The sequence below is a fragment of the Prosthecobacter vanneervenii genome (genome assembly GCF_014203095.1).
In the GTDB taxonomy this organism is placed as follows: Bacteria; Verrucomicrobiota; Verrucomicrobiia; order Verrucomicrobiales; family Verrucomicrobiaceae; genus Prosthecobacter; species Prosthecobacter vanneervenii.
Genome location: NZ_JACHIG010000001.1, coordinates 449,191 through 474,511 on the forward strand (window position 1 = coordinate 449,191; position 25,321 = coordinate 474,511).

At 59.8% G+C, this 25,321-nt stretch carries 19 protein-coding genes; 9 read left to right on the forward strand and 10 right to left on the reverse strand.

The window, feature by feature from the left end:
- Positions 1 to 14: 14 nt before the first annotated feature.
- The 6 genes from atpG to atpB all read right to left on the reverse strand — a co-directional run bounded on the left by atpG (position 15) and on the right by atpB (position 4,722).
- Positions 15 to 893 (reverse strand): ATP synthase F1 subunit gamma, encoded by an 879-nt coding sequence (gene atpG / locus HNQ65_RS01595; protein WP_184337695.1) that lies wholly within the window; start codon positions 891 to 893, stop codon positions 15 to 17.
- Between the two features lie 42 nt (positions 894 to 935).
- Positions 936 to 2,465, reverse strand: a complete 1,530-nt coding sequence (gene atpA / locus HNQ65_RS01600) for a F0F1 ATP synthase subunit alpha (protein WP_184337697.1) — start codon at positions 2,463 to 2,465, stop codon at positions 936 to 938.
- Between the two features lie 47 nt (positions 2,466 to 2,512).
- Positions 2,513 to 2,911: an ATP synthase F1 subunit delta gene (gene atpH, locus HNQ65_RS01605; RefSeq protein ID WP_184337699.1), complete on the reverse strand. Its 399-nt coding sequence runs from the start codon at positions 2,909 to 2,911 to the stop codon at positions 2,513 to 2,515.
- Positions 2,912 to 2,932: 21 nt separating this feature from the next.
- Complete coding sequence (locus HNQ65_RS01610; protein WP_184337701.1) at positions 2,933 to 3,454, reverse strand: F0F1 ATP synthase subunit B family protein; 522 nt, start codon at positions 3,452 to 3,454, stop codon at positions 2,933 to 2,935.
- Positions 3,455 to 3,539: 85 nt separating this feature from the next.
- Positions 3,540 to 3,785 (reverse strand): ATP synthase F0 subunit C, encoded by a 246-nt coding sequence (locus HNQ65_RS01615; RefSeq protein WP_246437484.1) that lies wholly within the window; start codon positions 3,783 to 3,785, stop codon positions 3,540 to 3,542.
- A 76-nt stretch (positions 3,786 to 3,861) separates the two neighbouring features.
- The gene (gene atpB / locus HNQ65_RS01620; protein WP_184337703.1) at positions 3,862 to 4,722 is read right to left on the reverse strand and encodes a F0F1 ATP synthase subunit A; all 861 of its coding nucleotides are present in this window, start codon (positions 4,720 to 4,722) and stop codon (positions 3,862 to 3,864) included.
- 266 nt (positions 4,723 to 4,988) lie between these two features.
- On the opposite strand from atpB, the gene HNQ65_RS01625 reads away from it, so the two are divergent.
- Both HNQ65_RS01625 and queD read left to right on the forward strand, forming a co-directional pair.
- On the forward strand, positions 4,989 to 7,016 hold the full coding sequence (locus HNQ65_RS01625; RefSeq protein ID WP_184337705.1) for a sulfatase: 2,028 nt from the start codon (positions 4,989 to 4,991) through the stop codon (positions 7,014 to 7,016).
- Positions 7,017 to 7,112: 96 nt separating this feature from the next.
- Positions 7,113 to 7,478 (forward strand): 6-carboxytetrahydropterin synthase QueD, encoded by a 366-nt coding sequence (queD, locus tag HNQ65_RS01630; protein WP_184337706.1) that lies wholly within the window; start codon positions 7,113 to 7,115, stop codon positions 7,476 to 7,478.
- Positions 7,479 to 7,581: 103 nt separating this feature from the next.
- Here queD and HNQ65_RS01635 read toward each other — a convergent pair whose 3' ends face one another.
- Positions 7,582 to 9,810 (reverse strand): hypothetical protein, encoded by a 2,229-nt coding sequence (locus HNQ65_RS01635; protein ID WP_221306010.1) that lies wholly within the window; start codon positions 9,808 to 9,810, stop codon positions 7,582 to 7,584.
- 198 nt (positions 9,811 to 10,008) lie between these two features.
- Between HNQ65_RS01635 and HNQ65_RS01640 the strand changes: the two genes are divergently transcribed.
- From HNQ65_RS01640 to HNQ65_RS01660, 5 genes are all read left to right on the forward strand, one after another.
- Complete coding sequence (locus HNQ65_RS01640; RefSeq protein ID WP_184337708.1) at positions 10,009 to 11,790, forward strand: GMC family oxidoreductase; 1,782 nt, start codon at positions 10,009 to 10,011, stop codon at positions 11,788 to 11,790.
- Between the two features lie 14 nt (positions 11,791 to 11,804).
- Positions 11,805 to 12,461, forward strand: a complete 657-nt coding sequence (locus HNQ65_RS01645) for a gluconate 2-dehydrogenase subunit 3 family protein (RefSeq protein ID WP_184337710.1) — start codon at positions 11,805 to 11,807, stop codon at positions 12,459 to 12,461.
- A gap of 157 nt (positions 12,462 to 12,618) precedes the next feature.
- Positions 12,619 to 15,198: a DNA gyrase subunit B gene (locus tag HNQ65_RS01650; RefSeq protein ID WP_184337712.1), complete on the forward strand. Its 2,580-nt coding sequence runs from the start codon at positions 12,619 to 12,621 to the stop codon at positions 15,196 to 15,198.
- A gap of 50 nt (positions 15,199 to 15,248) precedes the next feature.
- Positions 15,249 to 17,897 (forward strand): DNA gyrase subunit A, encoded by a 2,649-nt coding sequence (gyrA, locus tag HNQ65_RS01655; RefSeq protein ID WP_184337714.1) that lies wholly within the window; start codon positions 15,249 to 15,251, stop codon positions 17,895 to 17,897.
- 122 nt (positions 17,898 to 18,019) lie between these two features.
- Positions 18,020 to 19,621 (forward strand): arylsulfatase, encoded by a 1,602-nt coding sequence (locus HNQ65_RS01660; protein ID WP_184337716.1) that lies wholly within the window; start codon positions 18,020 to 18,022, stop codon positions 19,619 to 19,621.
- A gap of 6 nt (positions 19,622 to 19,627) precedes the next feature.
- Here the strand turns inward: HNQ65_RS01660 and HNQ65_RS01665 are convergent, their stop codons facing one another.
- The 3 genes from HNQ65_RS01665 to HNQ65_RS01675 all read right to left on the reverse strand — a co-directional run bounded on the left by HNQ65_RS01665 (position 19,628) and on the right by HNQ65_RS01675 (position 22,422).
- Positions 19,628 to 20,185, reverse strand: coding sequence for a redoxin domain-containing protein (locus tag HNQ65_RS01665; protein ID WP_184337718.1), 558 nt, complete (start codon positions 20,183 to 20,185; stop codon positions 19,628 to 19,630).
- Between the two features lie 105 nt (positions 20,186 to 20,290).
- On the reverse strand, positions 20,291 to 21,220 hold the full coding sequence (fabD, locus tag HNQ65_RS01670; RefSeq protein ID WP_184337720.1) for an ACP S-malonyltransferase: 930 nt from the start codon (positions 21,218 to 21,220) through the stop codon (positions 20,291 to 20,293).
- A 74-nt stretch (positions 21,221 to 21,294) separates the two neighbouring features.
- Entirely contained in the window at positions 21,295 to 22,422 is a 1,128-nt protein-coding gene (locus HNQ65_RS01675; RefSeq protein ID WP_184337722.1) for a glycerate kinase, read from the reverse strand.
- Between the two features lie 153 nt (positions 22,423 to 22,575).
- Here HNQ65_RS01675 and HNQ65_RS01680 point away from each other — a divergent pair, with 153 nt between their 5' ends.
- Both HNQ65_RS01680 and HNQ65_RS01685 read left to right on the forward strand, forming a co-directional pair.
- Entirely contained in the window at positions 22,576 to 24,021 is a 1,446-nt protein-coding gene (locus tag HNQ65_RS01680; protein ID WP_184337724.1) for an ATP-binding protein, read from the forward strand.
- An 11-nt stretch (positions 24,022 to 24,032) separates the two neighbouring features.
- Complete coding sequence (locus HNQ65_RS01685; protein ID WP_184337726.1) at positions 24,033 to 25,289, forward strand: hybrid sensor histidine kinase/response regulator; 1,257 nt, start codon at positions 24,033 to 24,035, stop codon at positions 25,287 to 25,289.
- The last annotated feature ends 32 nt before the right edge of the window (positions 25,290 to 25,321 follow it).

Consider the following 25,321-nt stretch of genomic DNA (forward strand, 5'->3'; position numbering starts at 1 on the left):
TGGGTGGAAGGGGCTTATTCGAGAGCCATCTTGGCGGTGGTGATTTCGAGGAGTTCGTTGGTGATCGCGGCCTGGCGGAGCTTGTTGTACTCAAGGCTGAGGTCCTTGATCATCTGCTTGGCGTTGTCGGTGGCGTTCTTCATAGCCACCATTCGGCTGGAGTGCTCGGAGGCGCGGGATTCGAGCACCATCTGATACACGGTGTCGTTCACATACTGCGGGAGCACGGTTTCAAACACAACCTGGGCACTCGGCTCAAATTTGTATTCGAGTGAAGGGCCCGCAGGAGCGGAGGTGTCATGGCCAAAGTCACGCTTGCCACCCAGGGTCACCGGGTTCACCGGCAAAAGCTGCTCCACGGAGGGAACGACGGTGACGGTGTTGATGAAGTTGTTGAAGACGACCAGCACCTTCTTGTATTCGCCGGTGCGATATTTTTCCTGGAGGAAGCGGCTAACGGCGCGCACTTCAGGGAACTTGGCAGGGTCCTTGATCGGGAAGTCAGCCAGCAGGGTGCGGCGCAGACGGTTGATGGCTTGGACGGCTTTTTTGCCGATGGTGACGTATTCGACTTCGCCTTCGATCTGCGTGGTGAGGAGCTTCTTGAACAGGTTGGTGTTCAAGGCGCCGCAGAGGCCTTTGTCGGAGGCGATGAGCAGGACGAGGGTTTTGTCCCCCTTGCCAGCGGAGAAGAAGGGATGGATGCCTTCTTCAGCGTGCTCCTTGAGATTCACGAGAATCTTGTTGAGCATCTCGGCGTAGGCGCGGCCGTTGCTGGCCTGATCCTGCGCCTTTTTCATCTTCGCGGCCGCGACGAGCTGCATGGCCTTGGTGATCTGGGCCGTGTTTTTGACCGATTTGATACGGCGTCTGATGTCGCGGGTGGAGGGCATCTTTTAAAGGATGAAGGATGAAAAACTCTGAACTAAAACAACTTACTTCCAAGCGGTCTTGAAGTCGTCGAGGGCGGACTTGAGGCCGGCTTCGACGTTGTCGAGGGTCTTCTCGTTGGCCAGCTGGTCCATGAGCTCGGCCTTGCGGGTGGTGAGGTATTCTTCCAGTTTGGTCTGGAATTCCTTCACGCGGTCCACGGAGACGGAGTCAAAGTAGCCCTTCTGCATGGCGTAGAGAGTGCTGACCATGATGGGCAGGCTCTTGGGCTGATACTGCTGCTGCTTGAAGAGTTCCACGATGCGCGCACCGCGGTCCAGCTTGGCCTTCGTGCCAGCGTCCAGGTCGGAACCGAACTGGGCGAAAGCGGCGAGTTCGCGGAACTGGGCGAGGTCGAGCTTCGTGGTGCCGGACACCTTCTTGATGGCCTTCGTCTGAGCGGCGGAACCCACACGGGACACGGAGAGACCCACGGAGATGGCGGGACGGATGCCCTGATAGAAGAGGTCGGTTTCGAGGAAGATCTGACCGTCGGTGATGGAGATCACGTTCGTCGGGATGTAGGCGGACACGTCGCCAGCCTGGGTCTCGATGATCGGCAGAGCGGTCATGGAGCCACCACCGTAGTTTTCGCTGACGCGGCAGGAGCGCTCAAGCAGACGGGAGTGGAGATAGAACACGTCGCCCGGATAAGCTTCACGGCCGGAAGGGCGCTTCAGGATGAGGGACACCTGACGGTAAGCCACAGCCTGCTTGGAAAGGTCATCATAGACGATGAGGACGTCCATGCCCTGATCCATGAACCACTCACCGATGGCAGCACCGGCGTAGGGGGCGAGATACTGGTTCACCGCGGAGTCAGAGGCGGAAGCGCTGACGATGGTGGTGTATTCCATGGCACCGGCGTCTTCGAGGGTCTTGATGACGCGGGCGATGTTGGACTGCTTCTGGCCGATGGCGACGTAGATGCAGTAGAGGGGCTTGTGGCCCTTCAGCTTGCCCTGTTCGGCAGCCTTGTTCTGCTGGGCCTGGGAGATGATGGCGTCAACGGCGATGGTGGTCTTGCCGGTGGAGCGGTCACCGATGATCAGTTCGCGCTGACCACGACCGATCGGGATCATGGCGTCGATGCTCATGATGCCGGTCTGCACGGGGACGGACACGGACTTACGGGCAATGATGCCAGGGGCGAGCTTTTCGACGGGATACTGGGTTGCACCCTTCACTTCGCCTTTGCCGTCGATGGCCTGACCGAGCGCGTTCACCACGCGGCCCAGGAGGCTCTTGCCGACCGGCACTGAGAGGAGGCGGCCAGTGGTCTTGACTTCGTCGCCAGCCTTGATGTTTTCGCCGGAGCCGAGGAGCACGCAGCCGACTTCGGTTTCTTCGAGGTTCAGAGCGAGACCGTACACACCGCCGGGGAACTCGATCATTTCGTTGAGCATCACATCGCTCAAGCCTTCAATCTTGGCTGCGCCGTCACCGATTTCACGGACGATGCCCACATTGGACTTCGTGACGGCGGTCTTGAGGCCGGCGATTTGGGATTCGATCTCCTGGAGGATGTTGCTCATGGTATTACTGGTTTTAAAAAGCTAAGAGGGAAGAGGCGGGGCGGGAATTAAGCGGCGAGGGAGTCAGACAGGGCTTTGAGACGTGCTTTGACGCTGCCGTCCCAGACATCAGAGCCGACCTTCACGCGGATGCCACCGAGCAGCTCTGGATTGACACTGAAGTCGAGGGTGAGCGGGCGGCCGTACTTCTTGGAAAGGCTTGCCTGGAGCTCGGTCTGTGTGGCGGGGGAAAGCGGGGAGGCGCTTTCCACTGCGGCACGCTGACGATCGACTTCGTTGGCCACGAGGCGTGCAAAGGCATCGAGGATGCCGATGTAGCCACGGGGCTTGCTGCCGGCCACGGTGCTGACCACCTTGCGCACGCTGGATTCATCGAGCTTTCCGTTGACCATGCAGGCGCGGAAGAGCTGGCGGGAGGTGCGTCGGGCTTCTTTGGTGATCTTCATGATGGCGAAGCGGCAGAAAAATTAAGCGGAGACCTGGGCGGCGGTTTCCTGGTTGATGCGGGTCTGGTCTTCGGTGTTGAGGACCTTGCCGGTGACGCGGCTGGTGGCGTCGGAGACCATGCGGCCGAATTCACGCTTCAGCTGGGACATGAGCTGCTCCTGCTCAAGCTGGGCGGCTTCACGGGCCTTGGCGATGATGGTGTTGGCGCTGGCCACGGCGTCCTGCTGGCGGCGCTCCTGGATGGCCTTGGCGGCGTCGTCGGCTTCCTTCACGATGCGGGCTGCGTCAGCCTCTGCTTTGTCGAGAATGGCCTGGGTGTTCTGCTTGGCCTCTGCGGCTTCGCGGGCGATTTTTTCGAGCTTGGCTTCGCCATCGGCGATGCGCTGGCGGCGCTGCTCCAGCATGGCCAGGATGGGACCAAAAGCGAACTTCTTCAGGATGCTGTAGACCGCGATGAAAATGATGACTTGGGCGAAGAACTTGCCCCAGGCGAGTCCGAAGTCGCCTGCGATTTGATATGCGATGCCTTTGATCTGGTCCATGGCCGAAGTTTGAAGAGAAAAAGGAGAGAGAAGAAGAGAGCTAGCTGCGGCGGGCTGGGACTCAGCCCGCCGCGAAATTCAAGGCTTACTTGCCAAGAATGAAGGACAGAATGCCGAGACCTTCTGCAAGGGCCATGGCGATAATGCCGAGGGTCAGGATGTTGCCGAAAGCGCCGGGGTTGCGGCCGACGGCTTCCACAGCCTTGGAACCGATGAGGCCCACGCCGATGGCGGCGCTGCCAGCACCGATACCGGTGGCGATGGAACCGGTGACGCCGGTGGGAACCTGAGCTGCTGCTTCGGAGGCCATGGAGATGAGTTCGAGTGTCATAGTCGTGTGTCTAGTTTGGTTTGTTGTGTCACCTGCGTCCACGCGTTGCGCATGGTCCCGCAGGCAAAGTCAGAGATTAGTGGTGGCCCTCTTCATGACCGTGGTCGTCATGAGCGGTGGAGAGCTGGATGTAAACCGTGCTCAGCAGGGTGAACACAATGGCCTGCAGGAGACCGACGAGAAGCTCCATGAAATAGAAGGGGAAGGGGGCAAGGATGCTGCCCAGGAAGCCGCCCATGCCGCTCATGGTGTGAAGCACGTTTTCACCGGCGATGATGTTGCCGTAGAGTCGAAAGGAAAGAGTGATGGGGCGGAAGACGATCGAGAAGATTTCGATCACGCCGACGAAGAGGAAGACCAGAGCCACCATCATACCCATGACGCCCTTAAGGCCGCCCTTGGGGCCGAAGGTGTGTACGATGAAGCCCCAAACGCCCACTTCCTTGATGGTGATGTAAAGCCAGACAACGAACATGGCGGCGGCAAGACCGAAGGCGGCGTTGAGGTCAGTCGTTGGAGGACGAAGCAGTGCAAAGTGAACTTCCTTAACGCTCAGGGTGCCGGTGCCTTCGCCCCAGCCAATGGTTCCCACGCCAGGCAGCAGCCCGAACCAGTTGGACACCAGGATGTAGATGAAGACGGTCGCCAGCAGCGGGAACACCTTTGGGGCCAGTTTTGCACCCACGATGCCTTCGACCTGACCAAAGAGAAACTCGACGATGAATTCGAAAAGGTTCTGAGTCTTGTGCGGAATCAGAGTCATGTTCGTCGTGGCCTTGCGAGCGAACCACAGCAGCAAACCGGTGATGATGGTTGCGACGAAAAGAGATGTGGTGATGAAGCTCAGATTGCTCTCTTTAAAGAACTCCGACGCATAGCTGGGCACGTTCGCGAGCACCGGCGAGAAGGAGGTTGAGTGCAGAGTCGAGGACAACATGAGGGTAGGGGCTGCCGGGGAGGGCCGTTGTAGGGTCTGGCCGGGATGGCGGGCCTTGTTTTTAGCCACTTGGGAAAAGGGTTCAAGCCCTATTTGTGAAAAATTTCACAAAGTCGCCGTTTTCATCAACTAGCTCGTTCCACGATCAAAAATTCGGCAGAAACGACTAAATAAAATACATAGGATAGAGTGTTCATTTGACGCTATTGTGAGGCTTTGAACAGCTAGGCTCGACATCCTGCCGGCTTCATGCGAGCGTTTCACCAATGTCATCCCATGCCAGTCTTTTTCTGTGCGTTCTCATTGCGCTGATTTCAGCCCCCGCAGGTGCTGCGGTGAAATCGAAAACACGAACCATTTCCGCCGCAGGGAAGCCCAATGTGCTCTTCATCATTGCAGATGATCTGCGCGACTATCCGGCGTGGCTGGGAGGTCACCCCCAGTCGGTGACCCCCAACATGGACCGCCTGGCGAAGATGGGCATGCGGTTTACCAATGCTCATTGCAACTACGCTTTGTGCAATCCCTCCCGCACCTCCCTCCTGACAGGGATGCTGCCCTCTTCCAATGGTGTGTTTGGCAATGAGCAGGACTGGCGGCGCAGCGTGCAGGTTGTCGGCAAGCCAACGCTGCCGGAGCATTTCAAATCCCAAGGCTACACGACGGCTGCTGCAGGCAAGATATTCCATGCCAACCATGGCGGACCAGAGGGGCGTCTGACCGGCTGGCATGGCGGGCGGCGCGGTTTTGAGCAGGACGCAGCCTGGGGAATTCGTTTTCCTGAGACTGGGGTGCAGATCCCCGACCTGCCGGTGCATACGGGGCAGAACTTCAACGGTCTCAATATCTGGCACTGGGACTGGGGTGGCATTCAAGTGGTGGATGAGAAGACGGATGACGGGCAGATCGCCGCCTTTGCCGCTGATTTCCTGACTCAAAAGCAGAAGCAGCCTTTCTTTCTGGCGCTGGGGCTCTACCGCCCCCACTCGCCCTGGTATGTGCCTCAAAAGTATTTTGATGCTCTGCCACCGCTGGATGCGATCAAGCTGCCCGAGGTGAAGGCGGATGATCTGGACGATGTACCCGCCGTCGCCAAGACGCATCTCAAAGAGGGGTATCACCAGCTGATCCTGGAAAAGCACCTCTGGAAAGATGCCGTGCGTGCGTATCTGGCCAGTGTGGCCTTCTGTGATGCCATGCTGGGGCGCATCCTGGAGGCGGTGGAAAAGGGGCCGAATGCGAAGAATACAATCATCGTTTTCACCTCTGACCACGGCTGGTATCTCGGAGAGAAGCAGATGTGGCACAAAGGCAAGCTCTGGGAGGAGACGACACGCGTACCTCTCACCATCTACGCACCGGGTGTGACTCAGGCGGACAGCGCCTCCGCGCAAGCCGTGGCTCTCATTGATCTGTATCCCACGCTTTGCGATCTGACCCAGTTGCCGCTGCCTGAGCATCTGGATGGCAGCAGTCTCAAGCCACTGCTGCAAGATCCAGCTGCCAAGCGCGATCGCCCCGCCATCACCTGCATGGGTGGTGGCAAAAATGCGGGCTATGCCGCGCGCGATGATCGCTGGCGCTACATCCGCTACGCAGACGGCAGCGAGGAGCTCTACGACCACCAAAATGATCCGCACGAGTGGACCAATCTCGCGGGCAGAGCCGAACACGCGGGGCTCAAGGAAAAGCTGACCTCCTTTTTCCCCAAGGAGTTTAAGAGCGCCGAGCGTCCGGCGGCGGAGATCGTGGGGGCAACCAGCCCTGCGGGGTCGGTGGATCTGGCACTACAGGTTGGCGATACGATTCGCGCCGATCAGGTTCCGAAAATCCAAGGCAGGGGTGTTTTTATAGATGCGGCTTTTGAGTTTGATCCGCTGGTGGATCAGGACAGCACCCTGCTGGCCCAGGGGGATGAGCAGTCTGGCTATGTGCTGCATCTGGTGGCCGGACAGCCGACGCTGAGCGTCTTTGCCAATGGACAGGTCACATCGGTAAGCACCGCCACTCTGGAAAAGGGGCGGGTGAATCTGCGCGCCCAGATCGAGACCGGAGGCGTGATCTCCCTGGCAGCGCCGGGCCATAGCGAGGTGCTGGGGGTGGCCCCCTTTACCCAAGGGTTTCCGCAGGAGCCCAAAGCGGGCCTCTTTGCCGGGCAGAGCTTTGGCATCCTCAAAGCGGCCAAATACCCCAACAGCACCCCCTTTGACGGACAGGTGTACCGGCTGAACCTGACCATCCTGCCGCCGCACGTGGCACCTGCCCCCACGGCTGCTCCGGACAAGAATCCCTGAGCGTGGCATGAGGGGCCATTCACAGATTCCGCACAGCATTCGTGCTGGCCAGAGAGAAGAAGTGGATTAAAGACTCTCCCATTCCCCCAACCATTCATGCGCGCACGCATCATCAAAGACTTCCGTTTCGAGGCCGCCCAGACGCTGCCCAATCTCCCCGGCGAACACAAATGCACCAAGATGCATGGTCACTCCTTCAAGGTGGAGATCGCCGTCGAAGGCGAGGTGGACCCCAAGATCGGCTGGGTCTATGACCACGCGGAAATTTCCAAGGCCATGAAGCCGATCATCGACCGCCTGGACCACTCCTACCTCAATGAAGTCGAGGGACTGGAAAACCCCACCATCGAGTACATGGCGGGATGGCTCTGGAAGAAGCTGGCCCCGCAGCTCCCCGGCCTGTGCGAGATCGTCATTTATGAGACACCCAGCGCCCGCTGCGTGTTTCGCGGGGAGTTTTGATGTGACCTTCGACTGGCGGAGTCCGTACGCTTTCTGAGAACGAACATGGCCGGGTTGCTGAGTGCAGCCCGGCCATGTTTTTTTGATTCCGTTCGGGGCTTGTTCAGGCGGCAGTCCCCTTGCGTAAGCGGCGGCGGCGCAGGGCGATGAAGGCCAGCCCCATGGCACCCAGGAGTGCGCGTGAAGGCTCAGGCACAGCGTTTACGTGCAGTGTCAGTGAGTTGGTGCCGACAGTGAACTGGCCGGCAAAACCAGCTGGGGTGTTGCCGAAGGAGAGATTGGAAAGGGACAGGCCGGAAACGGACCCGTAGTTCAGCAGCGTGTAGTCGGAGCCGCTGGTCAGGCCGCCGCTGTCCACAATGTCAAAGATGGTGGCGCCGCCACCGGTGTAGTTGAGAGCGCCGGTGATGTTGACGAGGTCGGAGATGCTTCCCAGATCAAAGGCCAGATGAGAGCCGCTTACGAGGCTGAGGCTGCCGCCGACGCCGAGCGTGCCCGCACTGAGGCCGGGGGAAAGGGTGCCGCCGTTTGCCAGAGATAGATCTCCGCCAATGCTGCCGGTGCCTTTGAGCACGCCGCCTGAGTTGACCAGCACGGAGCCGGAGCCTGTGGCGCTGCCGGTGGTGTTGGTGACGCTCAGAGTGCCGTTCACCGTGGTGCTGCCGCTGTAGGTGCTGGCCCCGGAGAGGATGACGTTGCCGGTGGAGATGGTCACATCGTGCAGGTTGGACATGGAACCCGAGTAGCTGAAGGAATTTCCAACTCCGGGTGTGAAGGTGGCGGAAGTGACACTGGCATTGCCACCGTCGATGTTGCCATTGATGACGGCCGATCCGCCGGAGACATTGATCGCGCCGCCCGCGGTGCCCATGGTGATGGCCTTGCCGCTGCTGGAGCCGTCGATTGTACCTGAGTCATTGATGGTCACGAAATCAGCCGCTGTCAGGATGGCGGGTGCCGTGGTGCTGCCCGTCTGGATGAGCGCACCAGCCTGATTGGCGATGGTGTGACTGAAACCGCTGGAAAGTGCGGAGCTGAAGATGATCGCGGAATCTGAGTCGCCGATGATCTGTCCACCCACCTGGTTGGTGATGGTGGTGGCGGCATACGGAGCCTGCACCGGAATGGGGGTATCAACCTCGCTGCCTGTGCCGCCATTGGTGATGAGCTTGTCCACGCCTGCAATGGTGATGCCACGGCCGATGGCTGTGGTGTTGCCGGCAGCCACGCTGCCCTGGATAAGGCCTGAATTGGTGATGATTCCGCCACCTACAGTGATGCCCTCGCTGTTCTCGATGCCCTGCACGCCGCCGACGGGCGTGCCGCCATAGGCATTGATGGACTTGATGGTGCCGGTATTGGTGATGTTCACCACACCATCGATATCGATTCCGTCGCCATCATGAGCGGCACCATCGCCCAGATCGCGGCCGTTTCCCGTGATGGTGCCGCGGTTGATGATGGTCGCGGTTTCGTTGGCGTTGAGACCGTCGATGTTGATGCCAGAGCCATTGTTTCCCTTGATGGTGCCGCCGAGATTGTTGGTGATGCTCATGGTGTAGGCACCGTTGTTGACGGTTGGATTACCGCTGGCATCTGTGGCCGTATTGCCGCCGGTGATGCCGTGGCGTGCGCCTTCGATCAGGCCGGTGCCGGTTCCACCACCAGCACTGGCAGCGTTCACAATCGTGATGCCGGTGTTTGCCTGGGCGTCGATGCCATCGCTGCTGCTGCCGGTGCTCGTGGTGGATTTGATGGTGCCGTCGTTGTTGACAGCGCCATTCAAGCCAGGACGAACGGCGTCGGCTTCCGAGGCCTGAATGATGCCGGTGGAGTAGTTGTTGAGGATATTGCTGCCGCTGGTGATGGCGTTGAAGTCGATTGCCTGGGAACCGCCAGCCGAGGCGTTTAGAGAGGTCAGGGTGCCGTAGTTGTTGAAAGTCACGCTGGCGGCCGCTTTGTTCATCTGGATGACGTCCGCATCAGCCGTCTGCATGAGGGCCGTCGAGTTGGTGCTGCTGCCGTTGTTGATGATGAGGCCGGTCACTCCGGTGTTGTCACGGATGGCACGTCCGGTGCCGGTCTGGCTGAGGGTGCCGAGATTGGTCAGGGTTTCGTTGTTGCCTGTGATGGTGACAGCCACTGTGGCACCGCTGACTGTAAGCGAGACACCACTGTTGATGGTGCCGGTTTGTCCCGATCCACTGCCCAGCGTCTGGGCGGTTGTGGAGTTTGTGCTGATGACAAAGGTGGCGGCAGGGAGCGAGGTGGCCGCGAGAAGAGCAGCGAGCGTGAAGGTGGCTGCGGTGATTTTCCAAGGGAGGATTTTCATGTCAGGAGAGGCTGAGCGCGCCGCCTATGCGCTCACTGCCTGCCACTGTCGAAAGCTGCGAGGTGACGATTTTGCCTTGTGGCAGTTCTGTCATTTTTCGGGTGAAAAACCCCGCTGCAGAACGCGTAAAATCTGATCGAACTGTAACATGACTTGCCGCCATGACCGCTTGGCTGTAGTCCGAGCAAACCATTTCCCATGCCGATTCTCACCGAACGCAAAACTCAGCCTCAGTATGATGTCATTGTTGTCGGATCCGGAGCTGGGGGCGGCATGGCGGCGATGATCCTGGCTCTCAATGGCGTGAAAGTGCTCATGATCGAGGCCGGGCGCAATTATGATCCGGTGAAGGAGACGCCAATGTTCAACACGCCTGAGATGGCTCCGCTGCGTGGGGCGGCCACGCCGGATCGGTATTTCGGGTATTACGATGCCACGGTGAACGGTGGCTGGCAGGTGCCGGGAGAGCCTTACACCAACAAGAAGGGGACGGAAGGCGACTTCTGGTGGTGGCGCGCGCGCATGCTCGGCGGGCGCACGAATCATTGGGGCCGCATCTCGCTGCGGTTTGGCGAGTTTGATTTCAAACCCAAGTCCCGCGATGGCCTCGGTGTGGACTGGCCGATGGGCTATGAAGACATGGCTCCGTGGTATGACCGCGTGGAGCAGCTCATCGGTGTGTATGGCGAAAATGATGGCATTGCCAATGCGCCCAACTCATCACCTGGAGTGCTGATGCCTCCGCCGAAGCCGCGTGTGGGTGAGTTGCTGGCCAAAAAGGCTGGGCGTAAACTCGGCGTGCCCGTCGTGGCCGCTCATCGTGCAGTGCTCAGCCAGCCGATGGACTGGAAAAATCTGCCGAAGGTGCTCTTTCCCAACAATCCCAAGGCGCAGGAGATCATCGGCAAGGACATGATGTCCCGTGCTGCCTGCTTCTGGGCCACGAACTGCATCCGAGGCTGCAGCATCCGCGCCAACTTCCAGAGCACCACCGTGCTTCTGCCGCCTGCGCTGGCCACAGGCAATCTCGACATCATCACCGACGCGATGGTCCGCGAGGTGGTGATGGGCGCGGATGGCAAAGCGACGGGTGTGCATTACATCGACAAGATCTCCCGCCGCGATGCGGTGGCAAAAGCACGCGTGGTCATCCTGGCCGCGAGCACCTGTGAAACATCACGCATTTTGCTGAACTCAAAATCCGGTGACAAAGCCGGGCTGGCGAACTCATCCGGGCAGGTGGGGCGCAATCTCATGGACAGCGTGGGTACTCGCCTCGGTGCGCATATTCCTGCCATGGAAGACCTGCCTCCGATGAATGAAGATGGCGCGGGAGGCCTGCACACCTACGTGCCTTGGTGGCTGGTGAATGATCATGCGAAACTCGGCTTTGCCCGAGGCTACCACATTGAGATGGGCGGCGGCCGGCAGATGCCGGATGTGAAGAGCTTTGGCTACCTGGATGCGACCTCGCCAGGTGTGTATGGACGCAAGCTCAAAGAAGACGCTCGCCGCTACTACGGGGCGCAGTTTGGCTTCTCCGGACGCGGCGAGATGCTGCCCAACAAAGACTGCTACTGCGAACTGGATCCCAAGGTGGTGGATCAGTGGGGCATCCCGGTGCTGCGCTTTCACTGGAAGTGGAGCGATCACGAGATCAAGCAGGCGGAGCACATGCAGCAGACCTTTGCTGCGCTGATCGAAGGCATGGGCGGCACGGCCAGACCGCAGAGTGGAGCGGATGCCATCCAAAGGCCCGGCGAGATCATCCACGAGGTGGGCACCGCCCGCATGGGGGCCAAGGCCGCCGAGAGCGTGACGAATCAATTCTGCCAGACCTGGGATGTGAAAAATCTCTTCCTCATGGACGGCGCCGTCCTGCCCAGCAACCCCGACAAAAACCCCACCCTCACCATCCTCGCCCTCGCCTGGCGCTCCAGCGAGTGGCTGATGGAGGAGATGAAGCGGGGGAACATCTAACCGAGATTTGTGCCATGCCTGAAAACTCACCCATTTCCCGCCGCAACGCGCTGAAAGGTCTCCTAAGTAGTGCCGCAGGCGCAGCCGCTGTGCCCGCTATCGCAGCGCCAAACCACACTGAGCCCGCGCCTCCGGCACACCCTTCGCGCTTTGTTTTCCATGATCCCGACTTCATGCAGCCGCAGAAGTTTCCGTGGGAAAAGCTGCTGTCCGCCGAAGAACTGGCCACCACACAGGCGCTGGCGGATTTGATTCTCCCAAAGGACGAAACCTCACCTGCCGCCTCCGAGGTGGGCGTGCCGGATTTCATCAATGAGTGGATCAGCGCCGAGTATCCTGCGCACCAGGAGGATCGGGAGACGATTCGCGGCGGTCTCGGCTGGCTGAATACGGAGAGCTTCAAGCGGTTTGAGAAACGCTTTGAAGAGCTGGGGGTTGCACAGCAGGCGCAGCTCACAGATGACATCTGCGGGGCGGGGGAGGTGCGGCCGGAAAACCGCGTGGGAGCGGCTTTTTTCAAGCGTTTCCGCCAGCTTTGCCTCAGCGGCTATTACAGCCACAGCCAGACCTGGAAAAGCCTTGGTTATGTGGGGAATGTCAGCATCGGAGGCCCTTATCCCGGGGTGCTGCCGGAGGTGATCGAGAAGCTGGGGCTGCAGGACGTGGTTTGAGGGGTGGTTTTGGCTTCAAAAAAGACTGCTCTTAAGAGCAAAAAAACCTTGGCTAGCCCCCTCAGCCTGCTAGTCTGAAATGACCTTCATCGAGCACGTTTCCGGAGCGGTTTTTGAGGACGGACTCAGGCGATGGAACACCCCGCAAAGCACAGCTATGTCTGACGACAACAACGACCTCCACAGCACCACACACGTAGCCGCCACCCAGGCCTACGGAGCAGAGCAGATCCAGCACCTCGAAGGCCTCAAGGCCGTCCGCCTCCGACCGGGCATGTACATCGGCGATCCCGACGAGCGCGGCCTCCACCACTGCGTGTTTGAGGTGGTGGACAACTCCATCGACGAGCATCTGGCGGGCAACTGCAAAAACGTCAGCGTCACCATTCACAGCGACGGCTCCCTCAGCGTGGAGGACGACGGCCGAGGCATACCCGTGGAAATGCACGCCAAGGGCATTCCCACCGTGGAGCTGGTGCTGACCAATCTGCACGCCGGTGGTAAATTCGGCGATGGCGCTTACGAGTTCTCCGGAGGTCTGCACGGCGTCGGTGCCAAGTGCGTGAACGCCCTCTCAGACTGGTTCAAGTGCGAGGTCTTCCGCGACGGCAAGATCTACGCCATCGGCTTTGAGCGTGGCATCACCACGGAGCCTCTTACCGTCCTCGGCGAGCAGGAGGAGCCTAAGCGCACCGGCACGAAGATCACCTTCTTCCCGGACGCCACAATCTTCACGATCACCACCACGTTTAACTTTGACCGCCTGCTGGTGCGTCTGCGTGAACTGGCTTTCCTTAATCCCGGCATTAACATCACCGTCACGGACGAACGTGTCTCGCCACCACGGCAGGAGGTGCTGCTCTACACCGAAGGCGTGAAGCAGTTTGTGCGCGAGATGGGGGCGGACAAGGACAAGGTGCACCCCGAACCGATCGCGCTGGCCGGACGCCGCGAGATCATGATCGATGACAAGCCGAAGTTCATCCTCGTGGACTGCGTGCTGCAGTACAACAAGGGCCTCAGCGAGCAGACGCTGTGCTTTGCCAATGCCATCCCGAACCCCGACGGCGGCACCCACTACAGCGGCCTCAAGAGCGCTCTGACCAAGGCGGTGAAGCAGTATATCAACGCCAATCCTAAGGCCTTTAAAGACAAGCTCCCAGACATCGAGGGCGACGACTGCCGCGAAGGTTTGATCTGCGTTCTCAGTGTCAAGCTGCCCAACCCGCGCTTCAACTCGCAGACGAAGGTGAAGCTGGTGAACGGCGAGGTGGAAGGAGTGGTGAGTTCCGTCGTATACGAGGGGCTGCTGCGTCACTTTGACGAGAATCCGGATACTGCCGTCGAGGTCATCAAGAATATCATCATCGCCGCCAAGTCCCGCGAGGCTGCACGCAAGGCCCGCGAGGCCATCCGCAAGGATGCCATGAGCAGCGGTGGCCTGCCCGGTAAACTGGCCGACTGTTCCGAGCGCGACCCGGCAAAGACCGAGCTCTTCATTGTCGAGGGTGATTCCGCCGGTGGCTCCGCCAAGATGGGACGAAACCGCCACAATCAGGCTATCCTGCCTCTGCGCGGAAAGCTCATCAACACCGAGAAGGCACGTCTGGAGAAAGTGCTGCAGAACAAGGAAATCCAGACCATGATCACCGCTATTGGCACCGGCATTGGCGGTGACAGCAATGTCGAGGGTTCCTTTAACATCGACAAGCTCCGCTACCACAAGATCGTCATCATGACCGATGCTGACGTGGACGGCAGCCACATCCGCACCCTTCTGCTGACTTTCTTCTTCCGCCAGATGCCTGAGCTGGTGAAGCGCGGCCACATCTACGTGGCCCAGCCGCCGCTCTACCAGGTGACGCGCAAGAAGCGCGAGGAATACGTGCAGAGCGACGCCGAGATGGACGCCATCCTTCTTGAACTGGGCTCCGGTGAAATCAGTCTGCGCAACACGGCTGACGGCAGCAAGGTGGCCGACGACCGCCTGAAATCCATTTTGGAACTCCTCGTGCCTGTCGCCAAGTTTGCCGACATCATCCGCCGCCATGGTGGTGACTTCGAGCACTATCTCCAGGCCCGGGACGAGGCCACTGGCAACCTGCCGCATTACCTCGTCATGATCCGCGAGGGCAACGAGGTGGATATGAAATACTTCCTAGGCAACGAGCAGCTCGCCGCTTTCGCCAAGGACAACCAGGATCTGCATCTGTTCGCCAAGCCAGTCGAGGCGCCCGTGCTCAACGAGGACGGCACTCCGAACATGACCGCGAATGGCAATGCGCACTCGACCAAGTCCAGCCGCCGCGCCCGTCTGATTGAAATCCACGAAGCACACGGCATGCGCCGCCGCTTCCAGCAGCTTGATGAACTTGGGCTGCATGTCGATCACTTCAGCAGCCAGGACAAGCCCCTCTTTGAAGTCATCGAAGGCGAAGGCGATCACGCCAAGGTTCATCCCGTCTTCAGTCTTCCCGGCATCCTCGACAAGGTGATGGAAATCGGCAAGCGCGGCATGGAGATCAAACGCTTCAAAGGTCTGGGCGAAATGAACGCAAAGCAGCTTTTCGAGACCACCATGGACCCGCACAAGCGCACGCTGCTCCAGATCAAGCTGGACGAAACCAACGCCCACGAAGCCGAGCGCATCTTCACCATCCTCATGGGAGATGTGGTCGAGCCGCGAAAACACTTCATCGAAGAAAACGCCCTCAATGTGAGAAACCTGGACGTGTGATCCACCTGCGCCGCTTTCTCCACTGATTCAACACCTCAAGTTTTCATTCGATGCAAGATCCTAACATTCACCCAATCTCAGTTGCTGACGAAGTTAAGAATTCGTTCCTGGACTACTCCATGTCCGTCATCATCGCGCGTGCTCTGCCGGACGTGCGTGATGGCCTGAAGCCCTCACAGCGTCGCATTCTTTACGCGATGCATGAGCTTTCGCTCTATCCGCCGAAGAAGCACATGAAGTGCGCGAAGATCGCGGGCGACACCTCGGGTAACTACCACCCGCACGGCGAGGCGGTCATCTACCCGACACTGGTGCACATGGGCCAGCCCTGGGCCATGCGTGAGCCGCTGATCGATCCCCAGGGGAACTTCGGCTCTGTGGAAGGTGACCCTCCGGCTGCCATGCGTTATACGGAAGCCCGCATGACGCACCTCGGCGGAACTCTCATGTCCGACATGGACAAGGAGACCGTGGACTTCGTCCCGAACTATGACGAGCGTCTCACCGAGCCCGTTGTCTTCCCGGCTGCATTCCCGAACCTCATCGTCAATGGCGGCACCGGCATCGCCGTCGGCATGGCCACAAACATGCCACCGCACAATCTGGGCGAGGTGGTGGATGCCGTCTGTGCGCAGGTGGACAATCCGCAGATCACCATCAGTGAGCTGATGCAGTTCATCCAGGGGCCTGACTTCCCCACGGGCTGCGCCATCCAGGGCACCAGCGGCATCCGCGAATACATGGAGACCGGCCACGGGGCCGTACGCATTCGCGGTCAGGCGGAGGTTGTTGAGAACGGCAACCGCGAGCAGATCATCGTCACCGAGATCCCGTTCAACGTGAACCGGGCCGAACTGGTGAAGCGCATCGCCGAGCTGGCCAATGAGAAGGTCATCACCGAGATCAGCGGTGTCCGCGACGAGTCGGACGAAAACACCCGTGTGGTGATCGATCTGAAGCGTGATGCCCGCGCCCAGGTGGTGCTGAACAATCTCTACAAGCATACCGCACTAGAGACCAGCTTCTCCATCCACATGCTCGCCATTGATGGCGGCAAGCCGCGCGTTCTCAGCATGAAGGACGCCATCGCGTGCTACATCGAGCACCGCCGGGAGGTCATCATCCGCCGCACACGCTACCTGCTCAAGCAGGCCGAGTTCAAAGCCGAAAAACTCGAGGCCCAGCTCCTCGCGCTCGGACACCTGGACGACTTCATCAAGATCATCCGCGACAGCAAAAGCCGCGATGAAGCCCGCGAGCGACTCAAGGCCTACCACTTCGCCGTCAGCACCGCCGAGCAGCTCGGCATCCTCATCCGCGGCCAGGCCAGCGTGGTGGGAGACAAATATATCTTCACCGACAAGCAGGTGGAGGACATCCTCGAGCTGCGTCTCTACCAGCTCGTCGGCCTGGAGCGCGACAAGATCAAAGGTGACTACGATGAAATCCTGGCAAGCATCCGCGACCTCATGGACATCCTCGCCCGCGAGGTGCGCGTGCTCCAGATCATCAAGGACGAGCTGCAGGCCATCCGCCTGAAGCACGCCACGCCGCGCTTCACCCGAATCGAAGCCGCCGAGGGCGAGATCCAGAGCATCGACCTCATCCCGAACGATCCCACCGTCGTCACCATGACACACTTGGGCAGCATCAAGCGCACCGCCACTGCCGAGTACCGCGTGCAGGGTCGTGGTGGCAAGGGGCTCAAGGGAATGGAAACCCGCGAAGCTCACAGCGAGGACGAGGCCGCTGACTTTGTGGAGCATCTCTTCAGCGCTCATCTGCACGATTTCCTGCTCTTCTTCACCAACACCGGCCGCATGTACGTGGAGCGCGTGTATCAGATCCCCGAGGCGGCACGCACTGGCAAAGGACGCAGCATAAAGAACATGCTGAACCTGCGCGCAGAGGAAAAGATCGCCAGCGTGCTCATCCTCAAGGCGCAGGGCGCCGAGGACGAAGCCATGTGGGCTGCGGACAAGTATGTACTCTTTGCCACCAAGGACGGCACGGTGAAAAAGACCGCTCTGGAAGAATTCAAAAACTACCGCAAGGACGGCATCATCGCCATCAAGCTGGATGAAGGAAACGACCTCGTGGACGTCGTCCTCACAGATGGCAACAAAGAGGTCTGCCTCGTCACGCATGAAGGCATGTGCGCCCGCTTCCATGAGACCGGGGACGATCCCGCTTCTCCGAATCTTCGCCCGATCGGTCGTGCCACCGCCGGTGTGCGTGGCATCACGCTGGACGATGGCGATTTCCTCGTGAGCTGCATCACCAATGAACCCGACACCATGGTGCTCGTGGTGTCTGAAAACGGTCTCGGCAAGCGCACGGCCTTTGATGAATACCGCCTGCTCACCAATCGTGGCGGCAAGGGCGTGACAACCATGAACGTCACCGAGAAGACCGGCAAAGTGGTCGCGGCTAAGGCGGTGCATGACAAAGACGAGCTCATGCTCATGACCACCAAAGGCCAGAGCGTGCGCATCCGCGTGAGTGACATTCGTGAAACCGGACGTAATGCCCAAGGTGTGAAGCTCATGGGGCTCAATGAAGGCGAAACCATCCAGGATGTGGCCACCGTGGTGGCAGATGATGCAGAGCCCGCAGCGGAAGCTGCCGCTGCTCCGAGCGTAGCTGATGCCGAAGCTGCGCCTGCATCAGAGACTCCAGAAACTCCTGCGGCTGAATAAGCCGGGGCACTTCATGACATTGAGTTCCTGCCATGACTTATCATGGCAGGAACTTTTGTTTTCGGTGTAAAACGCGGTGAATTTCGCGATACGAACGCACCATCGAACTCGTTGGATGCTGCATGACCCGCCTGTCCATTCTCCTGCTGCTGCTTTCCTGCCTGACGCTCCAGGCTGCATCGCCCAAGCCGAACTTCGTCGTCATTCTGGCGGATGATCTCGGTTACTCCGATCTCGGCTGCTATGGCAGCGAGATTGCGACGCCGAATCTCGACAAGCTGGCGGCGGGTGGGCTGCGGTTCACGCAGTTTTACAATACGGCGCGCTGCTGGCCCACGCGCAGTGTTCTCATGACAGGGCACTACGCGCAGCAGATTGGCATGGACCCGCAGTATGGCAAATTTCCCGCATGGGTGCGCACGTTGCCGCAGCGGCTGGCTCCGCTGGGGTATCGCAGTTATCACTCCGGAAAGTGGCATGTGACCAATGCACCACGCGTCGTGGCGGATGGCGGCTTTACGCATTCCTACCATGTGGCCAAGCAGGACAATCACTTCCACCCGCAACGCCATGAGCTGGATGACAAGCCGCTGCCGGAGCCGGAAGGTGCCTGGTACTCCAGCATCGACATTGCCAATCACACCATCGACTTCCTCAAGGAGCACGCCCAGCAGCATGCTGGCACGCCTTTCTTCACTTACGTGGCATTCACTGCACCGCATTTCCCGATCCAGGCGCTGCCGGAGGACATCGCCAAATACAAGGACACCTACACCCGGGGGTGGCCCAAGACGCGGGCGGCACGTTTTGAGCGGCAGAAGCAGATCGGGCTGGTGCACACCAGCCTGTCTGATCCTGAGCCGCAGATCACCGCCCCCAGCGGCAAGGAGAGCGATCTGGAAATCCTCGGGCCGGGCGAGACTCGCCATGCCGTGCCGTGGGATAGCCTTACGCCTGAACAGAAGCAGTTTCAGGCCACGAAAGAGGCGATCCATGCAGCAATGATCGACAGGCTGGACAAGGAGGTGGGCAGGGTGCTGGAGCAACTTCGGGTCATGAATGCTTTGGAGAACACGCTCATCGTTTTCCTCTCTGACAATGGTGCGAGCGCCGAGGTCATGGTGCGAGGACTCGGGCACGACAAGGCGGCCCCGATGGGTGCCGCTGCCTCGTATCTGTGTCTCGGTCCAGGAGGATCCACGGTGTCCAACACCCCCTTCCGCCGACACAAAATCTGGACGCATGAGGGCGGTATCAGCACGCCTTTGATTGCCCACTGGCCCCAGGGAATCAACGCACGTGGAGAACTGCGTCACACACCGGGGCATGTCATCGACATCGCCCCCACCTTCATCGCTCTGGCTGGTGGCGACATCGCCGCCATGCCGGATAATGCCCCGCCATTTCCCGGCCGCAGTCTGGTGCCCGTCTTCGTCAAAGATGAGGCGATCAGCCGCGACTACCTGTTCTTCAATCACTCCGGCAACCACGCCCTGCGGGAAGGGGACTGGAAGCTCGTCAGCTCTGGTGATGAAGGAAATGTGTGGGAGCTCTACAACCTGAGCACCGACCGGGCGGAGTCTCACAACCTCGCCACCCAGGAACCCGAGCGCGTCAAGGCAATGGCTGCACGCTGGGAGAAACTGCAGGCGGAGTTTGAAGCACAGGCCGGACCTAGGCCGGAACCAAAGAAGAAAGGCAAAGGGAAGAAAGCAGAGGAGTGACGCGGATCACTTCATGCCGCCGATCTTGCAGCCTTGGGCTGGTTCCTGCGGTGCAGGCACCGGTTTGCCGCTCAGAATAGCATCCAGCGCATCCCGCAGATCCTTGGTGGTGGCGGCACGCTGGCGTTTGGTGGGGCCGAGGTAGAGATCATTGATGCGGCCCTGATACAGCGTTTTGCCGTCGGGGCCGATCACCACGGCTTCCGGCGTGATCTTCGCCTGCACCTGCTTGGCCAGCGTCTGCTCCTTGTCGAGCAGCACCGTGGCTTTCACTTCGGAAAGAATGGCATGCTCCATGGCCACCTCCTTGGTGACTTCGGGATCGGAGTGCACGAGATACACCGCCATCTTGTCCCCATAGTCCGCCGCGATGGCATTGATCTCCTTGATGAAGGACTTCGTGGTGGAGCAGAAAGGGGAGACAAAAAAGAGCACTGAGGCTTTTTTGCTGCCTGCTGCCATCGGATTGTAGATCTGACCATCCGTGCCGGGCAGATCGAGCGCAGAGCCAAAGCTGGAAAACAGCAGGAAGAGCGCGGCAATGAGTCGTGCGTGGAAAAACATCTCTGGAAAACGCTGGTTGGGTTGGAGAGCATTCAAAAAACACCCGGTGTTCCAGGAAGGAAGCACCGGGTGATGTTGAAAACCTAACGAAGACAGCTCAGGGCATCACCCCGCCGTCAGCGCCGCCACCGCTGCATCCAGCGAGGCCGCGTCTTTGATGCTGATGACCTTCACGCTCTTGTCGATCTTGCCCATGAGTCCGGCAAGAGTGGCATCAGGTCCAAGCTCGATGAAGGTGGTGTGCCCTGCGGCGATGAGGTGCTGCATGCTCTCCACCCAGCGCACGCTGCCGGTCACCTGGCTGGTGAGCGTGGAGCGAATCTCCTCTGGAGTCGAGACGGGGCGAGCTTCAAAGTTGCATACCACCGGAACCTTCGGGCTCTGGATGGGGGCTGCAGCAAGAGCCACGGCCAGCTTGTCCTGCGCGGACTTCATCAGGCGGCTGTGGTAGGCGCCAGCCACGGGCAGGGGGATGGCGCGCTTGATGCCCTTGTCCTTGGCTTTGGCCGCTGCATCAGCAATGCCTTCGGCGCTGCCGCTGAGCACGATCTGGCCGGGGGCATTCAGATTGGCCACGTCCACATCGCATTCCTGGGCCAGTTCGCGGATGGCGGATTCCTCACCACCCAGCAGGGCCAGCATGGCGCCCTTGGTGTTTTCGCAGGCTTCCTCCATGAAGCTGCCGCGCTGGAAGACGAGGTTCAGACCGGTGGCAAAGTCAAAGGTGCCAGCGGCGGCGTGGGCGGTGAATTCACCCAGAGAAAGCCCGGCGGTGGCGGTGATGTTCAGCGCGGGGACCTTGCTCTTCAGCACTTCCAGAATGGCCAGCCCGTGGGCGTAGAGCGCCGGCTGGCAGCGGGAGGTCTTGGTCAGCTCCTCCATCGGTCCCTCGTACATGATGCTGGAGAGTGAGTAGCCGAGAGTGGCATCTGCCTGGTCAAAAAGGGCGCGTACGGCGGTGTAGCTTTCAGCAAGATCTTTGCCCATGCCGACTTTCTGGGCGCCTTGACCGGCGAAGAGGAGGACTGCGTTCATTCGTGGATGGTGGATACGTGATACGGGGTTCTGGATGAGTGAGAGAGAGCACAGAGCACGGTCAAGGGGACCGGTCAAGCGGTGGTCATGAGGTCACGGAGGGCCTGGGCCTGGGTCGTGACGGCTGCCACCAGGAGTTCCGGGCCTCTCTGCATGGCCTCAGCCAGGGGCATGTCCTTGGGTTTGATGGCGCAGAGGAGATCGATGCGTGTGCGCAGCTGGTCTTCGGCCTCGATGGCTCCGGCAAAGGCGGCCACGGGTTTGCCCAGTTCATGCGCCATGTCGGCCACGCCCATGGGCCCCTTGCCATGCAGTGTCTGGGCATCCATGCGCCCCTCGCCAGTGATGATGAGATCAGCCACCGCAATGCGCTCGTGCAGATGGACGAGATCAGCGATGAGGTCAAAGCCGCTGGTGAGCCGGGCTCCGCAGAAGGTCATGAGGCCAAAGCCCAGGCCGCCAGCCGCACCTGCACCGGGGACATCCCGGTGGTCCGCGCCCAGATCACGCTTGGCGACGTCTGCCAGAAGTCGCACGCGGTTTTCAAAGAACTCGAAGTCCGTGACTCCTTTCTGCGGGCCGTAGATGCGGGTGCAGCCATGCGAGCCGAGCAGGGGATTGTTCACGTCACAGGCCACCAGGATCTCGGGAGGGGTGAAATCCACAGGCTGCTCGATGCGGGCCAGCCGGTCTATGTTGGCAATGATCGGGTCCAGCACAGCTCCGGCGGCATCCAGAAACCGGAAGCCAAGCGCGGCCGCCATGCCGATACCTGCATCGTTGGTGGCGCTGCCGCCAATGCCGATGACGATGCGCTTTACCCCGCGCTCCAGAGCATCCTGCAGCATCAGGCCTGTGCCCCAGGTGCTGGCGGTGGCCGGATTCAGCGGCAGATCGCTCACCATGGCCAGGCCGGAGGCGGCACTCATTTCCATCACGGCTTCGGACTGTCCTGCCGAGGTGGCGAGTCCATAGCGTGCGGTGACGGGGCGGCTTTGCGCGTCAAAGGTGGCTGCCTCACACCACTCGCCGTTCAGGGCGGTCACTACTGCCTCGGCGGTGCCTTCTCCTCCATCGGCGATGGGGCAGAGATCGCAGACAGCTCCAGGGAGAGCTTGCGCCAAGGCAGAGGCGATGGACTTGGCGGCCACGGAGGCCGGGATGGAGCCCTTGAACTTGTCGATGGCGATCAGGATGCGCATGTGCGGCGCACCTTGGCGAGCAGATTCCAGACTGCCAAGCAGGGGTGCATTTTGAATCGCTTTCGGTGGCGTTTGAGGGGTGTCAGGGAATTGTAAAAAACCTTGAATAGACCTTGATTTATCAACGTAATTATTATTAATTTTATAGTAATTATGTCTCTGACAGCTTTGGCAGACCTCGATTCGCCGCTGATCGCGTCACGCCCCGATGACCCCGCAATTGAGGGGAAAACGGTGGCCGTGCCTGCGCCCACGAGGTTTGAGCAGGAGCAGATGGAGCTGAATCTGCGGAACGCCCGAATGGGGGCATGGTTTGTGATGGTGATGGTGCCATTGTGCAGCTTTCTGGACTGGATGGCCTACCCTGACAGTTACTGGCAGTTTCTGGTGCTTCGTCTGGCCTGCGCGGCCAGCTGTGTGCCTCTGCTGCTGGCGCTAAATCGCTCTCTCGGGCGGAGGTACTGCCGTGCCTATCCAATCATCCTGCCACTGCTCCCGGCGTTGATGATCTGCTTCATGATCTACCTCAGCGGCGATCCCGGTTCCGGCTACTATGCGGGTTTGCTGCTGTGCATCGTCGCCACGGCCTTTGTCTTCCATTGGACGTTTCGAGAGATCGGCATCACGCTCGGACTGGTGGTGGTGGCTTATTTTGCCGCCACGCTGCCAAATCTTTTCACCACAGATGAACCGCGTGCGCTGGGTATTTTTGTCAACAACACCGGTTTCCTCCTGCTGCACTGTGTGGTGCTCTACGTAGGCAGCCGCCAGCATCACGCGATCCGCCTGCGGGAGTTTGCCAACCGCTGCAAGGTGGAAGACCAGCGCGAGGAGCTGGCTGCGCGCAATGAAGAGCTGACCGCCACGCTGAAACGCCTGCGTGAGACCGAGGCCCAGCTGGATCAGAGCGAGAAGCTCGCCTCTATCGGTCGTCTCAGTGCCGGGATCGTGCACGAGATCAACAATCCGCTGAACTACGTGAAGTCAGCGATCTACCTTCTGAAGAAAAAAGGCCGCAATCTGCCACCCGAAATGGCGGAGAGCTTCAACAGCATCGCCGAGGACATCGGAGAGGGCATCGACCGTGTGAGCGCCATCGTGTCCGACCTGCGTACTTTTGCACATCCGGAAAATCGTGGCTCCCGCCCCGTGGATCTGCACGAAACCACCCGCAAAGCCCTGCGTCTGCTGGCCAAGGAGATTGGAGATCGTGGCGTGGCGCTGCTGGACGAGATTCCTCCGGGAACCATCGCGCAGGGAGATGAAAACTATCTCATTCAGATCCTGCTCAACCTCGTGCAAAATAGCCTGGATGCACTGGCCGGTCGCCCGGCACCGACCATCTGGCTGAAGGCTGCCACCACCCCAAACGGCGTCGATCTCATCGTGCTGGACAACGGCATGGGCATCCCAAAGGAAAACCTCTCCAAGATCTTTGATCCGTTCTTCACTACCAAGCAGGTGGGACAGGGCATGGGGCTGGGCCTGAGCATCTGCTTCCGCATGATCCAGCAGATGGGCGGGGAAATAAAGATCGACTCACTGGCGGGCAGTCACACCCAGTTCACCCTGAGCCTGAAGAAACCTGAAAACACCTGATCTAATTGTTCATGTCGAGCCAGATGCTATCGCCTTATCACATTCTCTACGTCGATGACGAGGAGAAGGCGTTGCGCTACTTCAAAGAGATCTTCGGTGACGAATACACCATCCACACCGCCACCAATGCGATGGATGGCTACCGCATTCTGCAGACCTACGGTCCGCAGATCGGTCTGCTGCTCACAGACCAGCGCATGCCCGGTCCCAGCGGGGTGGAACTGATGGAGCATGCACGCAAGCTCAACCCAAATCTGGTTCGCATCCTCGTCACAGCCTACACGGACTACCAGGCGGCCGTGGATGCGGTGAATTCCGGACGCTGTTTCCGCTATCTCCACAAGCCTTGGGACCCCGACGAGCTCAGCATGGTGCTCAAACACGCGCTGGACTACTACCATGCGCTCATCGAGCGCGAGCGCCTGCTGGCTGAAAAAGCAGACACCGTGCGCAGCATGCTCTCGGCGGACAAGGTCTCCGGCCTGGGAATCCTCGCAGAAGGCCTGAATCACCACCTGCGCAATGCTCTGACAGTGGTGCGCGCCTTCATCGACCTGGCCCCCATGAAGCTCATGGAGGAAATCGGCGGAGCACACCCACGCGACCCCTCATTCTGGATCGATGTGCAAAACCAGGCGCAGTCGCAGCTGGAGCGTATTCAGTCAATGCTTGCCCGGCTGGCAGAGGCCTCGCACTCAAAGCAGCTAGACCGTACAGACCAATGCCATCTCAAGTCTGTGCTCAACGAGATGGTGGAGCTATTTGGCCCTCAGATGGCGGAAAAGAAGCTGCAGATCGTGGTGGATGTGGACGACACGCTGCCGCCCGTTGTCGTTCACGGGGCGCGCTTCCGCCAGATGTGGCGCCTCATCTTCATGGAAGAGCTGACGCACCTCAGCGCAGGAGACAGCATCCATATCAGCGCAAAGGTGGAGCGCGATGCCCGCGGACGCTGTCATGTGAACATGTATGTGCGCGACAACGGCATCTGGGAAGGCACGGATAAGCCCGTGAATCTTTTTGATCCCTTCTACACCCGCAGCCGCAAGCCCGATGATTTCGGCGTGAACATGATGGCATGCTACGTGACCATGCACCTGCATGGTGGCAATGCCGAGGCTCACCATCTGGATCCACGCGGGCTGGAGTTGAAGCTCACGCTGCCACTGGACAACGGCTTTGAGCCCAAGCAAGAGGAGGACTTCTTCCACACGCTGCTCACCCACGAGAAACGCTGGAAGCAGCGCGAGGAAATGGCGGCGGCGTGAGGTGTACCAATACTCCTCGCGACTGCCAAAGC

Excerpts from the sequence above, each read along its gene's own strand:
- atpG (WP_184337695.1), bottom strand. The coding sequence starts at position 893 with ATGCCCTCCACCCGCGACATCAGACGCCGTATCAAATCGGTCAAAAAC.
- atpA (WP_184337697.1), bottom strand. The coding sequence starts at position 2,465 with ATGAGCAACATCCTCCAGGAGATCGAATCCCAAATCGCCGGCCTCAAG.
- atpH (WP_184337699.1), bottom strand. The coding sequence starts at position 2,911 with ATGAAGATCACCAAAGAAGCCCGACGCACCTCCCGCCAGCTCTTCCGC.
- HNQ65_RS01610 (WP_184337701.1), bottom strand. The coding sequence starts at position 3,454 with ATGGACCAGATCAAAGGCATCGCATATCAAATCGCAGGCGACTTCGGA.
- HNQ65_RS01615 (WP_246437484.1), bottom strand. The coding sequence starts at position 3,785 with ATGACACTCGAACTCATCTCCATGGCCTCCGAAGCAGCAGCTCAGGTT.
- atpB (WP_184337703.1), bottom strand. The coding sequence starts at position 4,722 with ATGTTGTCCTCGACTCTGCACTCAACCTCCTTCTCGCCGGTGCTCGCG.
- HNQ65_RS01625 (WP_184337705.1), top strand. The coding sequence starts at position 4,989 with ATGTCATCCCATGCCAGTCTTTTTCTGTGCGTTCTCATTGCGCTGATT.
- queD (WP_184337706.1), top strand. The coding sequence starts at position 7,113 with ATGCGCGCACGCATCATCAAAGACTTCCGTTTCGAGGCCGCCCAGACG.
- HNQ65_RS01635 (WP_221306010.1), bottom strand. The coding sequence starts at position 9,810 with ATGAAAATCCTCCCTTGGAAAATCACCGCAGCCACCTTCACGCTCGCT.
- HNQ65_RS01640 (WP_184337708.1), top strand. The coding sequence starts at position 10,009 with ATGCCGATTCTCACCGAACGCAAAACTCAGCCTCAGTATGATGTCATT.
- HNQ65_RS01645 (WP_184337710.1), top strand. The coding sequence starts at position 11,805 with ATGCCTGAAAACTCACCCATTTCCCGCCGCAACGCGCTGAAAGGTCTC.
- HNQ65_RS01650 (WP_184337712.1), top strand. The coding sequence starts at position 12,619 with ATGTCTGACGACAACAACGACCTCCACAGCACCACACACGTAGCCGCC.
- gyrA (WP_184337714.1), top strand. The coding sequence starts at position 15,249 with ATGCAAGATCCTAACATTCACCCAATCTCAGTTGCTGACGAAGTTAAG.
- HNQ65_RS01660 (WP_184337716.1), top strand. The coding sequence starts at position 18,020 with ATGACCCGCCTGTCCATTCTCCTGCTGCTGCTTTCCTGCCTGACGCTC.
- HNQ65_RS01665 (WP_184337718.1), bottom strand. The coding sequence starts at position 20,185 with ATGTTTTTCCACGCACGACTCATTGCCGCGCTCTTCCTGCTGTTTTCC.
- fabD (WP_184337720.1), bottom strand. The coding sequence starts at position 21,220 with ATGAACGCAGTCCTCCTCTTCGCCGGTCAAGGCGCCCAGAAAGTCGGC.
- HNQ65_RS01675 (WP_184337722.1), bottom strand. The coding sequence starts at position 22,422 with ATGCGCATCCTGATCGCCATCGACAAGTTCAAGGGCTCCATCCCGGCC.
- HNQ65_RS01680 (WP_184337724.1), top strand. The coding sequence starts at position 22,576 with ATGTCTCTGACAGCTTTGGCAGACCTCGATTCGCCGCTGATCGCGTCA.
- HNQ65_RS01685 (WP_184337726.1), top strand. The coding sequence starts at position 24,033 with ATGTCGAGCCAGATGCTATCGCCTTATCACATTCTCTACGTCGATGAC.